Genomic DNA, 13,482 nt, shown 5'->3' with positions numbered 1-13,482 from the left:
CTAGAAAATCACTGGATTATCGAACACCTTTGGAAGTATTTTTGAGTTACGTAAGTATTGATGATCTGTCTAACTTAATTTGACAATTAAGAAACAAATAAATAATATAAAAGGTAAATAAAAAAGAGTGGATTTCTCCACTCCATGAAAAGCCGACTTTTTGGGACGCTTTTTTTTGCCAAGCCTCACATTTTTATAGCCAAACTTCTTTTGCGACTTGCTGCAATAATTGGATTTTCTTCCATTGTTCTTCTTCTGTTAAATGGTTTCCTTCTTCTGTTGAAGCAAACCCACATTGAGGACTGATACTTAGATTTTCCAATGGTACAAATTGTTGTGCTTCTTTTATTCGTTCTTTTATTTTCTCCGTATCTTCCAAATCTGGAAACTTAGAAGTAACTAATCCTAAAACAACTTTACTTTCTTTGTTACTCCAATGTCTTAAAGGAGTAAAATCTCCTGCTCGGTCAGAATCGTATTCCAAAAAGAAACCATCATAATTTGTTGAAAACAACTCTTCTGCAATGGGTTCATATCCACCGGAAAACAGCCAAGAAGAAGCGTGATTCCCGCGGCAGATATGTGTTGTGATCGTCAAATCTTCTGGTTTGTCTTCCAGTGCATTATTGATAATCTCTGTACAAATATGGGCCATTTCTTTCGGATCAATTCCTTTTTGAAGAAGTGCTTCTCTTTTAGTTTGATCAGCTAGAAACGCCCAATTTGTATCATCGAATTGCAGGTAACGGCAACCTTTTTCATAAAAAGCATGAATCGCTGCTTTGTAAGTAGAGGACAAGTCCTCATAAAAATCAGCTAGATCAGGATAAATCTCCTTGATTTTTGAAGAACCATCATTAGATAGAATCTCTTGTCGTAAAATCATCGTGGGACTAGGGATCGTTGCTTTTGCAACAAAAGTATCATCTGTTTCCACTACTTCTTTCAGAAAAGCAAAATCTTTTAAAAATGGGTGATTTGGATTGAAAGATAATTTATCTACTACCCGAATATTATAAGCTGGAGCTGCTTTTCCGTGGAATGTTTGATTATATCCAGTTTCTGGAACATAGCCTTCGATACCATTTAGTTCTTCTAAAAAATCAAGATGCCAAAATCCACGCCGAAATTCACCATCTGTAATTCCTTTGATGCCGACTGCTTTTTGGTCTTCCACTAATTTTTTTATTTCCTGGTCTTCGATTGCACGAAGTTCTTCTTTTGAAAGTAAGCCTTCTTGAACTTTTTTTCTTGCTTCTTTGATCGATTGCGGGCGTAAGAAACTTCCGACATGATCTACTGTAAATGGTCTATTTTTGCTCATTTCACTCACTCTTTTCTTTGTTTTTTTGTAAAAAAAAATCCTTTTACTAGCAAATACTAGTAAAAGGACGATTATACTCGTGGTACCACCTTTTTTCAGAAAAAACATTCTTTCTCTCAGCCTGACAATAAAATCAGTGGTCTTGGTAACGAAAGACTGTTCGTTTTTGCCTACCTTTCGACAAAAAATCCTCTAAGGCCATTTTCGACAGTCAACTTCTAGCTTTTTACACCAACCAAAGCCTCTCTTGAACCATTTTCTGTCTACTTTCCTTCTCATCGGATACTATTAGAATAAAATTAGAATAGCATGTTTGAAAGAAAAGTCAATAGGGAATAAGAACAAACAAAAACTAATTTGTTATTCTTAGTAATTGGTTTGTGGAATACAATAAAGCTTTTCTAATATGATAATTGTTCAGTCGTCCTTTCATCTTAGATCACTTCCTTAAAATGATCATACCCGTTTCAACCACATAAAAAAGGACTTAATTTTGAAAAATTTCCCATCAAAACTAAGTCCTTTTTATTATAGTTATACAAATTTGCTTATTTTCTCGCTATTTCCGATACATCTTGAACAGGAGCAATTCGACTGAAAACACTGGTGCAAAAGCATTTATTTGTCTTATGGTAGAACCGTGGAAAACTCAGACTGGTAATAAATTGTCATTTTTTGAAAGAATAGCGCCCTCTTGAACATTATCAATCGCACTTACCACTTGTTGATCTGACTTTGCATATAAGTGACCGTAAGTTCCTAAAGTGATTTGAATATTCGCATGGCCCAATCGTTCTTGAATAGATAGCGGTTGAATATTCTGCTCAATTAGAAATGCAACATGAGAATGTCGTAGCGCGTGAAGCTTAATCGGTTTGACACCCGCTTTTTTAGCAGCTTCTTTTAACCAGTTCGCAAAAGAATAAGGTGGCGTAAATGTTCCGTCCAACTGAGCAACATATTCAAAATTTCCAATACGTTTTTGCAAGTCATACCACTGTCTGAGTTTTAAGGAAAGCTTCTTCCCCAACCCAATCGTTCGATAAGCACATTTAGTTTTGGGAGTCGAAAAGTACCAATCATCTTTTGTATTATAAATCAATGTCTTCTCAATCGTTATCGTGTTTTTCTCAAAATCTACATTCGACCAAGACAAAGCTTCAAGTTCTCCAATCCGAATGCCAGTATAAAAGAGCATTTCATACACAATCTTCCGATGGTGGGTTTGAATCTTATCATCCTTCAATTCATTCATCACTTTTTGAAACTCACTGTGTTCCCAAAACTCAACTTTCTTATTCTCAGAAGGAAGCGAAGAAACATCTTCAACGGGATTTTTAGCAATCACCCCCTCTTTAACAGCCCGATCCAATACAATTTTTAGGTGCCCTCGAATCCGATTGATATAAGATTTTGATAACGTTTCGCCATTAACTTTTTTCCGTGAATTACGTGACTCTGTCTGGCTTAGTTCAAATAACCAATCCTCAATATCGTGACTTGTAATATCTCGAACACGAAAATGATAGAAAAACTGCATACGCTTTTCGAAAATGAATTGCGCATTCTCATATGTTTGACTTTTGACCTGTCTCTCGTACCATTTTACAAACCTATCCTTGTAAAACTCTTCGAAAGTCATTTGATTGGTAGAACACAGTTGATTAGGAATTGTCTTGTTAAAATCATGTGTTTCCATGTACTTGTCATAAGCAATTTTGGCATCTTTTTGTGAAGCATAACCTCGTTTAGTCTTCTGAACCTTTCTTACATTTTCATCTATACCTAGATATGCTCGGAAGAACCATTTTTTTGTCTTTTTATCTTGGTAAATATTTTTAATTTTTGGCATCGTTCCATTCCTCTCTGTACTTGAGAAAAGCTACTTTAATAGTACCGCGCTTGTACTGTTTATTCCGCAACTTGAATGTGAAAAAGATGTTCAATTACTCGGGATGGCACCACACCAACTTGGCGATTATTATAAAAATCAATACCTTCAATCCTTGCAAGATATGCCTTGCTCTCTTTAATCATTCGTGCAGCTTGACTAGGTTTAAAGCCCATCTCTATCAAAATTGCACGATTTACCATGAAATCACATTTTGTTTCCATTCTCTCACCTCCTGATTCTTTACTCCTTTTAAAATAATCCTCTTTATAATCTATTGTTTCTCATTCGATGGTTGTGTTATACTCGTCTTGTCGAGGCGGAGTACGTTGCACAACTTGTTGTGTAAGCAGTACTTTGCTTTTTTAGTAGCTTGTTTTCTCATTTGATATACTTTGTAATTTTCGTTCATAATACTCAACCTCCTCCTGATAATACTCCGGGTCTGCCTTCATATTTTGGAGAAGTTTGATCTGTCTTGGATTCATTTCTCCTTGTTCAATAATCAAAGGCAACAAGGAAGAATGAAACGTTTGATCGACCTGTGCAATAAAAACTAATGATGGTGAAACACCATGAATTAACCAACTCATAGTTTTCTCAAAACTTTGAGGAATTGTATCTAAAGAAATGGTGATTGCGCCATAATTGCTAATAAAGGCTGCCCATTTGGCATCAACTTTTGCACCTAGATCATTTGGATCACGGTCATAAAAACAAATTGCTCCATTAAGTAACTCAAAGAACAGTTTGGTTAAATCATGGGTTTTTGAAATAATCTTTGCCAAGCTTTGCGCTTTCTCTTTTCGATACCGTAGTTCAAAGCGATTCTTTACTTTTGCCTCTTCTAAAGGAATTCCTCGTCGCTTCCGTTGTTCATGGTCCTTCTGATAAAAGCAAAAACGACACTGACTCTTCTTTGAGCCTAAATACAAGGTCTCACCATTTGATTCATTGTTTATGATATCCGTACCGCCATGAGATTCACTCACTTGAAAAGTGGTCCACACATGGCCTAGTATTACCTTATGCTTAAGTTCTGGAATGCTGAGACTCCCCACAAAATCATCTAAAGTAAAATCAATCCGTGTAAAGTTCCCCTGATAATCTAATACCTTACGAAAAAACTGTTGCCAATTTGTTTTTCGTGTTTTTAGCCATCTTGCTAAGTGTTTACAGCCTTGACCTGAAAACTCCATCACAGTTCCTTTAACCGCATCGTCAATGGAATACCGAATCGTGATTACTTGATTCCACACGTATTGGCCAATATAGCCCTTTGGCGCATAATCCAGTTCCTCAAAACGTTCAATGGGCATTTCAATAATCTCTTCAATTAGCTTTAAATGTTGATTCGAGAAAAAGTGAATGGTTAGATAATCAATCAAAACACGGTTAACTGGAACGACCTCTTCTTGCAAACTATCCAACACAAGATTCAATTTTTCTTCACTTAATTGTCTCGTTCCTTTTTCTACTTTCGATAATAACGATCTCGAAATCCCCACTTTTTCTGCTAAATATCGTTGTGTCCACCCCCTTTCTTCTCGAGAAACTCGAATGGCTTCACCGAGATCATGTTGATTAACTTGGTTCATAGACAAACCTCCTTCTGCTATTTACTTGTCAAAGAACCTATTGAACTTATTTTAAGTACATTTTTATTGTACGCCTGTATTTATTTTAAGTCAATATGTTTTGACTTTTTTTAAGTACACACGTATACTAAATTTAAGAACTTATCCTGAGGAGGAGTTTTCATGGAGATAGACAAGCAAGCAGTCGGCAATCGAATTCGGCAGATTCGCCAAGAATTAAAGTTGAGTATGGAGAAATTTGGCAAACTAATTGGTGATTTACCGCGAAGTACAGTCAATAACTGGGAACGTGGGATCAACCTTCCAAAAACCGAAACCCTTCACCAAATCGCAGAGATAGGTCATGTCACCAATGAATATCTTTTGTATGGTGATCAAGAGAATCAATACATTTTAGAAATGCTCCAAAAAAAGGCAGGTAAGCTTGATCCTAAGATTGAAGGTCTCATAGTAGACGAAATCAAACACGCTGACCTTGTTAGTGAAAAAGAAATGGATCGAATGATTGAATTTTTTATTACAAATCTCATTCCACCAACTGAACAAGACCAGTTTACTTTCCAATGTATCGATGAAAAAAAGCAGCTTTATCTTGGTTCAACTAATTTTGGTAAGGAAGCCCAGCTCTATTTGCAACATGATAATCAAAATCATATTCTGCACATGATGCCCTTTACCTTCTCCAACTTTAGTGTGGATCGCATACTCGTCTATTTAGCAAATCAAGAATCCTATTCCTATTTTGGGAAACATTTACCCAAGGAACTAGGTGAGAAAGCCATCCTTCTATACTCAATTAATCAATTGACCAGCGATGTGCGAATTGCCCCGTTGGTCTATTCAGAAGAAACCGCTTCTTATCAGTACACAGAGGACAATCAATATCTACTAGAACAGCAATATCTTTATCTACCATTCGTGATGGAAGTCGAGAAAGAACGCCTGTTAAATGCAGCGTATCCATCATCAAAATGAGGTGACAAGATTGATAAGCACGTGACAAAGAAAATACTGCTAGGACACTCCCCAATGGGTAGTTGTCACAGTTTCCTGTTCTTTGTTAGCCCCCTGTTAGAACCGGGGGCTTTATTCCTGCAGTCCGGCTACGCCTTCCTGCAATAGACAAAACTCCAGATCGGGTAATTCGCTTGTGGCGAAACCCGACCTGGAGTTTGTCTCTGTATTTTGAACCCTAAAAATTAATCAAACAGACTGATATTCTCATAATCAGCGCGAAATAAGCCATTAAGTACAGTTTTCCTACCTATTTTTGATAACCCGCTGGTTAGTTAATATTCCTTTTCCGAGAGAGATAAATGATTGGTTAAATCTATATACATCTCAACCTTTAAAAATGTTTTCGAAATACTTCATCAGTACATGTCATACAAATTACCAGTGCATTCTCAAATTCTAGTTCTTTAATTGATTTCAGTTGAGGAGCAGTTACTTTTGGCGGAAATTTCCATTTTTGTCCAAACCTCTTCCCTCGATGAAATTTCTTTGTTGCAATTATTGCAATGAAAAATTTTTGTTTCAAAAATATACATAATTACTTCCTCCAATAAAAACTATCTACCTCTCAAATTATTTTTCTCTAATAAGAAAAACAGAAAAGGTAATAAGATACAACAGTGATGATTCCTAATAAAGAAAAGACTACAATAATATTTTTCTAACTTATCGCCTTCAAAGAAATAGTTTCTTATTTTTCACTAAAATAAAAAATTTATTGCAAAAAAATAGAAGTGACAAAATTATCAATCATTTCAAGGTAATATAACTACCTGAGTTTATTATCGATTAAAATGCTAACTACATTTGCAAGAGAAGCGAGAGTTAAAGGTAAATATAGAATTTCTACTTTTTTAGCAATAGAAATAGGAATAAAATATTTAAAATGTATAGAAACTTTCTTTTTTTTCTTGCTATCTTTTTATAATCACAACTCTCTATAATAGAATTACGATTTATTTTATACGGCTGAAAAAATCTATCACCAAAAAAATTCAAACATTAAGCCAAGGATTATGAAGTCAACATTTCGAAAAATGAACATACATTGGTAAGCAACTATAACTATTACCACAGACATAAAGTAACACAATATATTACTATTTAAGTGTACGCCACCAGTGAATATCCTCAAGGTATACAGCGCACAACAAAAAGAAAAAAGGAAACGCAGAAGCATTTCCTTTCAGTGATTTAATGAAAACAACACGATTTGACTTAGAGCCTTTTTATTTGAATTCATTTTCGCTTTATCCAACTTCATTTGATCATTTGATTACTCGGTTAAATACTTTTGACATGAGTATCAATGAAACATTCATTAATTATGGTTGCTTATTTCTTACCGCTTTTCTGGCCAATGCTAATCCGCCGATTATTCCGGCATTATCACCTAATTCGGGCGTAATAATGTAGCTATCAATTGGTGGTATTTCAACATATCCATTTATAAGCTCAACAAATTTATCCTGAACTTTTTTCTTCATGTGTTCTTGTTTCATTACACCACCGCCAAAAATAATTCTATCTGGCGAAAACATCAGTGTTGTATTGTATGCACATTGGGCAAGGTAAAAGGCTTCAATCTGCCAAAACGAATCGTCAGCCAATAAATTCTGGCCTTTTACACCCAACCGTTTTTCAATCGCTGGTCCTGCTGCCATCCCCTCTAAACAATCTTGGTGGAAGGGACAGTTTCCTGAAAAATTGTCCTTTGGATGTCGCTTGATCAACATATGCCCCATTTCCGGATGACTGAACCCTTCCACGAAAGTCCCATTGAACAAGGCACCACCTCCGATACCTGTTCCCACAGTGAAGTATGCAACACCTGCTAACCCTTTGCCAGAACCAGCAACATATTCACCATAGCAAGCCGCATTGACATCTGTTGTCCATTCAATCGGAATATTGAAATATTGCTTTAGCGTTCCTACAAAATTGAAATTTTGCCAAGCAAGTTTTGGTGTTGATGTGATATGACCGAAACTCGTTGATTTGCATTGAATATCAATTGGACCAAAGCAGCCGACCCCGATGCCTGCCAATTGTTCCTTAAAAGGTTTAAAAAAATCAATGACCTGCTTCATTGTTTCAACTGGAGTTGTTGTGGGAAAACTGACTCTTTCCAAAATCGTTAATTCCTCAGTACCGACTGCACAGACAAATTTAGTCCCTCCAGCTTCAATTGCCCCATATATCATCATAGGTTCCTCCCTTCGAATATGTGAAAAACACTTCATTAACGCGGCAAGCGTTCTCGATCAGTGAAATGACGTTTAGTATTTCCTGAAGCTTCTGTTGAATACCAGTAAGCGACACTAGCAACATCATCTTGCCGCTCAAATAAGCGAACATCATCGTTGCCGATTTGTTGTAAAGTGACCGATAAATCTTCGGTAAAACAGATGGGGTCTTGAAGATGCCAACGATAAAGACCATGTCGTGGCATTGCGTCGTCACCAAAGGCATGAACGGCATTCAATTTTCCCGTTTCAAAACGATCTCTTGTGGCATCTCTATTTGATTGGTAAGGATACCCTAAAAAGGCTGTTGAATAGTTTTTCGCATGTGGACGTCCGAACTCATCGTACTCATGAAAGGCCCACGCCCCGCCAAAATAATCTTCTGAACCTGTTGAGGTTACGGTCGGATACTCACTATCCCCATCAATGTAGAATTTAAACTCGCCTTCGCCCCACCAATAACGTTCTAGGCAGGTAAGCGCAAGGTAAGTACCCACGTAATAGCCTTGACCCTTTAATCGATCAATTAACTTATAATCCTCCTGTAATTTGGTAATGCGTTCCCGATGCCAATTTGCGTGAAAATATAGGCTATTTTCTTCCAATTCGTCCACCAAAGCGTAATTTATCGTATAAAAAAATGAGGACATATCCTTCGGATGTAAATTCTCGATCGTAATTTTAGCGGATGTTTGGAAAGGCATTTCGAAATAGGAATTAAAGCCCCCTGTAGGATTAACCACTATCGGCAACGAGTTCACCTCGCAACGCTCTCCAAACCCATTACAAAAGAAATCCCCTAAAGGACTTTCAACAGCAGGGCTATCCGACCCATCCCAATAAATTCTTAAGATTAAATCACGTAAAACAAAACTGCCAAATTCTGTTCGATCACGAATCGTCATCCACATATGACGAATTATTCCCGTTCCAGTAATATCCGCAATCACAGTTTCTTCACCAGAAGTCAGCGGAATTGCGCCACGACCTTTGCGGCTTGGTCCTAGCTCGCTTGGCAACATCGCAGCTTTACCTTTCTCGCCTGTTGGATTTTCGGGAGTGATTGCTCGACTCTGGATTTTTTTAAATTGGGTAATATTTTTTAGTATACTCATCTTTTTCTCCTTTGAATGTGAATCGTTTTTCCCTTTTCTACGTGAAGAATTTTTTTCGTATCACTTATTTTCAATGGCTTTTCTGACAAATTTGAAATACTCAACTCGGATTGCGTACATTCAATCGAAATGAAGGCTTGACCGAACTTCAAATTCTTCCAAGAAAACGTTAAATTATCAACAGGATCAATTTGCAATACTCCTTTTTTGAATTTCAATCCGAAATATTGACTGATCATTAGGCTGACAAAAAGACCCGATGCCCAGCCGCATTTGCCGCAGCCAAAGTCTCGCACGACTTCTCCTTGTTGAGCCTCTAAGCGATACGGCCACCACCACCACGAACCGTCTAAATCTGCCAAACAAATTAGTTCTTCTAATCGGGTTACGAAAGCTTGAGGGTTGTGCAGCTCGCTCATTAAAACAGTGATAAAGCCAGGAAAAGTGGCGCCGGATTCTAATCCCCAAGTGATGCCTTTGATTTCCTCGCTATAGGTTGGATTGAAAGAACTAGCAGAAAAGGCCATGGTGTTCTGATATAAATGATCTTTATTATCTAAAAATTGATAAAAAGGCATCAACGTAGTGTCTGATTCTTCTCCATCATGCATCAATAAATTAATTTTTCCATCCACAATCACATCACTTAAAAAGATTAACCCTTGCTCAAGAATCGGTTTTTGATAGTGCTTCACTGAATAGGTTGTTTTCTCCTCATCACCGATTCCCTCCAAAAATTGCTCACCAAAAGGACCATCGATAGTCATTTGTTTACAAATTGATTCCTTTAGTTTACAGGCAATGTTTTTGTATCGCTTGCTAAGACTCAGTTGTTCTAGGGCTTCAAAAATTTCTGCAAGTCCAATACAGGCCTTCCAAAGACAAAGATTGCTGCCGGTATGATACTTTCCAAGTGCAAAGGCGTCTGATAACCAAACAGATGGAAAAAGCATTGGTTCCCCTGACCGACGTTGAGCTAATATGTCCTCAATAATTCTTGAAGCATTCAGTAGAACCTGCGGACACCGCTCAAAGAATTTTGTATCCCCAGTATGTTCAAAATAAAGACTAGCCAGTAACGCACTGGATAACGAATTACTCAGAGAATGATTGATACCTCCTGTAAATTTTGAACCAGGAAACTTAACGCCATATTGATCAAACCATAGAACCGTTTTTTGACATAACTCCGGTTCAAACATGGTGAATGGCAATGATGCGTAATACATATCCTTATTCCAAATTCGATTAGTAGCAGGATAGCTGCCCCAATTGCTGCCGACGACCTGTCCCTGTCGATTCATACCGAAACTAGAAAAGCTTTGATAAAGTGCACGACGATAGAGATGGACAACTCTATCGTTTGGCATTGACAGCTGCCCAAATAGCTGAGCAAAATAGTTCAATGTTTCCTTCAGCCATTTTTCGATATCAGATTCCTGAAAAGTCATTACTTCTTCAAAAGCATTTGGGTCCACAAAAGCAATGGCGAAGCTTGCCACTTCCTGTTGTGCGATCGTGTCCTTATTTCCTTTTTGAGAAATCAACACATTTTGCTGATCCGAATACTTCTCTTGATACGAAGGCACATCTTTCACTGAAACTTGAAGGCTTTCGTGTGTTTCATTCACAATGTAAACCTGTTGAACAAGCATACTTAAACGCTTATTAGCCAGTATGGGAGCAAAGGATACTACAATGACCTTAAACGTCGAATAATGATGAATATATCTAGGCAAACAGTCTTGAATCACATCGACTTCAATACGATGATCCGATTCTGACAAATGGTAGACAATCCCGTTTACTTCAACCTTTAAGGATAACGAATTGGTTTGAGAGAGCTGTTTATTGACCCAAACACCTGGTTTTTCCTCAGTTAGTAAATTTTCTCGATAAAAGGTCAACGTTTGAATCGTCCCGCAAACATCAAGGTTTGCTAATGTCTTTTGATTACTTACATCGAAGGTCAATCCCTTTACATCAGGAATATTCCGATAGTAGCTGTATTCGTTTGAAGTAGTCACATTTCCGTCGTTTAACTCAGCATTAAAAAATGGGTGTTTGGGTGAATAAATTACTTCATTAATAGTCATCTTTTCCCTCCTTGCTAAAAAAACTGCAGCCTAGTAGCTGCAGCTTCCTACTATGCGATTCCAAGTAATGACAATAAAATTCCCAAGACGACCATTCCAAAAATAATTTTGATGACGCCGACTTTTTTATCTAGTAATTTGAAACAGCTCAATGTTACCAATAACGGTACAATTCCTTTAAAAATACTATCGAGGATTTCTTGGACATTCATTAGTTCTTCGCCCTTCATTGAAAAGCTCAAAACGGTATTGAATTTGACCATACTGATCGTCATTGCACCTACCATGATCAGACCCAAGATACTAGCAGCTTTTGTCAGAATTTCAATTAACCCGTTCGCATACAGCTTTTCAATATATTTAGAGCCTAATGAATAGCCTAAAACGCCGCCATAGTATCGCATCAAGTAATTAGGTATATTGAACATAACTAAAAAGATAATTGGTGCCAAAATATTTCCGGCATTGGCTAAGTTGATCGCTAGTCCCGCGGTAACGACACGCCAAACTCCCCAGAACAATGAATCGCCAATTCCAGCCAATGGTCCCATCAAACTCGTTTTGATCGCGTTGATACTTTCCACGTCAAAACCAGCTTTTTCAGAATTTTCCTTCTCCATCGATGCCGCAATCCCCATGACAAAGGACGCGCAAGGAATGGTCGTCGAAAAATACTGTGTATGACGTTCCAGCGCCGCAGCTCGATCTTCTTCACTTTTGTAGAAATGATTAATGAAGGGCATCATAGAATAGGCGAAACCACCGCCGCCCATCGTCACCGGATTCACCGAAGCATACATAGTCATCGAGCGCCAAAACATCTTCCGAACCAATTTTTTCTCATCTTTAGAAATTCCATCAGCTAATTTCATTGAAAGAAATCCTCCTCTTCTTGGTCAAGCGTTGCATTTACAGCAGCATCGCTTTGAACTGCATGAACAGATATATTTTTTAGTTGTAGATCTCTTTGGGCTATAACAATTGCAATAATCGTTCCAACTGCGGCAATTGCAATCAATGGTAACTCGAGATACGCCATAACAACGGCCCCAAAGAAAAACCACACAGCAATATTTTTACTCCAAAGCATCCGTAACAGCATCGCCATCCCAACTGCCGGCAGCAGATTTCCAGCGACTGTTAATCCGTTCATGATGACCTCTGGAATATTATCCAAGACGCTTTTGACAACATCTGCTCCAAATAAAACGGCAAAGAATGGAATAAGAGCATAAAGCGCATAGTGGACAAACCACATAAAGAAGTGCAGATTGATGATTCCTTTTTGATCACCAGATTTTGCAAATTTGAAAAATTTAGCAGCCATCGGTCCACATACAAAAGAAAAAATCATATTCATTAACTGTAATCCTAATACTGCTAGTGGAAAGACAATGGGAATAATCGCATCCACGTTTCCTCCCATTTTGATTGCGAACGCTGTAGCCAGCCCAGCAGCCAAAGAAGGCTCCGCCGTACTAGAGATTCCGATATTGACGACACCCATAAAGATGGCTTCTAGTGACGCCCCGACAATCAACCCCGTCTGCAAATCCCCCATCAACGCTCCTGCTAACGGAGCAACAACAATCGGACGACTCAGCATGGACATCCCGAACATTTCATGTCCAGCAACTCCAATAAAAACGGCCAAAGCGACTACAAATGCATCATACATAATTTTTCTCCTTCCTTTTTCTAAAAATCACTCAAAATAGAGATAGCTGAACGTTTTTCCATCGCCGGTGTAGGCTGAAAAACGGTATCTGGATAAAGTTCAACTAATTCTTTTAAGTCTTGAATTTCTGACGTCGTTAACATCACTTCCTTTGATAAGGTTTTCTTATCTTCCGATGGCGGTGTCATTTTCCCAGCATTCCCCACGTTCATTAATTCGATTTCCGTTGGGAAAGCTTTCGCAACTTTTACCGCATCTTTGACATTAGGGACTAAAACCATCAAGCGCATGTCCTTCGCCCGCGGATCTTTTAACAAATGAATCGCGTCATCAACTGTTTTAATAATGACTTTGACATTCGATGGTGCAGCCATCTTCAATGTCATCTTTTGAATATCGTTGGTAGCCGCCTCATCGCTTGCTACTACTAACCCGGTTAAATTTAGACTCTTTGTCCAAGTCATCGCTACTTGTCCATGAATTAATCGTTCATCAATTCGCACTGCTTTAATCATTTTTC

At 37.9% G+C, this 13,482-nt stretch carries 13 protein-coding genes, 1 pseudogene and 1 other annotated feature; of the genes and pseudogenes, 1 reads left to right on the top strand and 13 read right to left on the bottom strand.

The features are described from left to right. Nucleotides 1-193: 193 nt before the first annotated feature. The 4 genes from DIZ30_RS05925 to DIZ30_RS05910 all read right to left on the bottom strand — a co-directional run bounded on the left by DIZ30_RS05925 (nt 194) and on the right by DIZ30_RS05910 (nt 4,813). Nucleotides 194-1,324: a 5-methyltetrahydropteroyltriglutamate--homocysteine S-methyltransferase gene (locus DIZ30_RS05925; RefSeq protein WP_002295032.1), complete on the bottom strand. Its 1,131-nt coding sequence runs from the start codon at nt 1,322-1,324 to the stop codon at nt 194-196. Nucleotides 1,325-1,384: 60 nt separating this feature from the next. Then, nucleotides 1,385-1,612 (bottom strand) — a binding site (T-box leader). A 361-nt stretch (nt 1,613-1,973) separates the two neighbouring features. Beyond that, entirely contained in the window at nt 1,974-3,176 is a 1,203-nt protein-coding gene (locus DIZ30_RS05920; RefSeq protein WP_109023141.1) for a tyrosine-type recombinase/integrase, read from the bottom strand. Between the two features lie 59 nt (nt 3,177-3,235). Beyond that, on the bottom strand, nt 3,236-3,439 hold the full coding sequence (locus DIZ30_RS05915; RefSeq protein WP_002296936.1) for a DUF3173 domain-containing protein: 204 nt from the start codon (nt 3,437-3,439) through the stop codon (nt 3,236-3,238). A 141-nt stretch (nt 3,440-3,580) separates the two neighbouring features. Continuing rightward, nucleotides 3,581-4,813 carry a replication initiation factor domain-containing protein gene (locus DIZ30_RS05910; RefSeq protein WP_002300746.1) on the bottom strand — a complete coding sequence of 411 codons (1,233 nt, stop codon included), beginning with the start codon at nt 4,811-4,813 and terminating at the stop codon, nt 3,581-3,583. Between the two features lie 162 nt (nt 4,814-4,975). Between DIZ30_RS05910 and DIZ30_RS05905 the strand changes: the two genes are divergently transcribed. Beyond that, complete coding sequence (locus DIZ30_RS05905; RefSeq protein ID WP_002300745.1) at nt 4,976-5,788, top strand: helix-turn-helix domain-containing protein; 813 nt, start codon at nt 4,976-4,978, stop codon at nt 5,786-5,788. A 373-nt stretch (nt 5,789-6,161) separates the two neighbouring features. Here the strand turns inward: DIZ30_RS05905 and DIZ30_RS13930 are convergent, their stop codons facing one another. The 9 genes and pseudogenes from DIZ30_RS13930 to DIZ30_RS05860 form a co-directional block, all read right to left on the bottom strand. Beyond that, complete coding sequence (locus DIZ30_RS13930) at nt 6,162-6,353, bottom strand: hypothetical protein (protein WP_002304272.1); 192 nt, start codon at nt 6,351-6,353, stop codon at nt 6,162-6,164. Nucleotides 6,354-6,596: 243 nt separating this feature from the next. Next, nucleotides 6,597-6,826: pseudogene (locus DIZ30_RS13925) on the bottom strand (hypothetical protein). Next, on the bottom strand, nt 6,810-7,007 hold the full coding sequence (locus DIZ30_RS13960) for an accessory gene regulator B family protein (protein WP_071868827.1): 198 nt from the start codon (nt 7,005-7,007) through the stop codon (nt 6,810-6,812). Before DIZ30_RS13960 ends, DIZ30_RS13925 begins: the two are co-directional and overlap by 17 nt. A 145-nt stretch (nt 7,008-7,152) precedes the next feature. Further along, nucleotides 7,153-8,031, bottom strand: coding sequence for an ROK family protein (locus DIZ30_RS05885; protein ID WP_002304270.1), 879 nt, complete (start codon nt 8,029-8,031; stop codon nt 7,153-7,155). A gap of 38 nt (nt 8,032-8,069) precedes the next feature. Next, entirely contained in the window at nt 8,070-9,188 is a 1,119-nt protein-coding gene (locus DIZ30_RS05880) for a glycoside hydrolase family 172 protein (protein ID WP_002287020.1), read from the bottom strand. Then, nucleotides 9,185-11,284: a glycoside hydrolase gene (locus tag DIZ30_RS05875; RefSeq protein WP_002287021.1), complete on the bottom strand. Its 2,100-nt coding sequence runs from the start codon at nt 11,282-11,284 to the stop codon at nt 9,185-9,187. The genes DIZ30_RS05880 and DIZ30_RS05875 overlap by 4 nt, the downstream gene beginning before the upstream one ends. Nucleotides 11,285-11,334: 50 nt before the next feature. After that, a complete protein-coding gene (locus tag DIZ30_RS05870) occupies nt 11,335-12,156 on the bottom strand; it encodes a PTS system mannose/fructose/sorbose family transporter subunit IID (RefSeq protein ID WP_002287022.1) in 822 nt (273 codons plus the stop codon). Beyond that, the gene (locus DIZ30_RS05865; RefSeq protein WP_002287024.1) at nt 12,153-12,962 is read right to left on the bottom strand and encodes a PTS sugar transporter subunit IIC; all 810 of its coding nucleotides are present in this window, start codon (nt 12,960-12,962) and stop codon (nt 12,153-12,155) included. The genes DIZ30_RS05870 and DIZ30_RS05865 overlap by 4 nt, the downstream gene beginning before the upstream one ends. 20 nt (nt 12,963-12,982) lie before the next feature. Then, nucleotides 12,983-13,477: a PTS sugar transporter subunit IIB gene (locus DIZ30_RS05860; RefSeq protein WP_002287026.1), complete on the bottom strand. Its 495-nt coding sequence runs from the start codon at nt 13,475-13,477 to the stop codon at nt 12,983-12,985. Between the last annotated feature and the right edge of the window lie 5 nt (nt 13,478-13,482).

This window comes from Enterococcus sp. H57, from assembly GCF_003112495.1.
GTDB classification, from domain to species: Bacteria; Bacillota; Bacilli; order Lactobacillales; family Enterococcaceae; genus Enterococcus_B; species Enterococcus_B faecium.
Note: the sequence above shows the minus strand (reverse complement) of the source record. Positions and strands in the feature narration are given on the sequence as shown.

Bases quoted from the DNA above. Each gene is read 5' to 3' on its own strand.
- DIZ30_RS05885 (WP_002304270.1), bottom strand. From the start codon at position 8,031: ATGATATATGGGGCAATTGAAGCTGGAGGGACTAAATTTGTCTGTGCA.
- DIZ30_RS05860 (WP_002287026.1), bottom strand. From the start codon at position 13,477: ATGATTAAAGCAGTGCGAATTGATGAACGATTAATTCATGGACAAGTA.
- DIZ30_RS13960 (WP_071868827.1), bottom strand. From the start codon at position 7,007: ATGCTTCTGCGTTTCCTTTTTTCTTTTTGTTGTGCGCTGTATACCTTG.
- DIZ30_RS05920 (WP_109023141.1), bottom strand. From the start codon at position 3,176: ATGCCAAAAATTAAAAATATTTACCAAGATAAAAAGACAAAAAAATGG.
- DIZ30_RS05875 (WP_002287021.1), bottom strand. From the start codon at position 11,284: ATGACTATTAATGAAGTAATTTATTCACCCAAACACCCATTTTTTAAT.
- DIZ30_RS05925 (WP_002295032.1), bottom strand. From the start codon at position 1,324: ATGAGCAAAAATAGACCATTTACAGTAGATCATGTCGGAAGTTTCTTA.
- DIZ30_RS05910 (WP_002300746.1), bottom strand. From the start codon at position 4,813: ATGAACCAAGTTAATCAACATGATCTCGGTGAAGCCATTCGAGTTTCT.
- DIZ30_RS05905 (WP_002300745.1), top strand. From the start codon at position 4,976: ATGGAGATAGACAAGCAAGCAGTCGGCAATCGAATTCGGCAGATTCGC.
- DIZ30_RS05880 (WP_002287020.1), bottom strand. From the start codon at position 9,188: ATGAGTATACTAAAAAATATTACCCAATTTAAAAAAATCCAGAGTCGA.
- DIZ30_RS05865 (WP_002287024.1), bottom strand. From the start codon at position 12,962: ATGTATGATGCATTTGTAGTCGCTTTGGCCGTTTTTATTGGAGTTGCT.
- DIZ30_RS05915 (WP_002296936.1), bottom strand. From the start codon at position 3,439: ATGGAAACAAAATGTGATTTCATGGTAAATCGTGCAATTTTGATAGAG.
- DIZ30_RS05870 (WP_002287022.1), bottom strand. From the start codon at position 12,156: ATGAAATTAGCTGATGGAATTTCTAAAGATGAGAAAAAATTGGTTCGG.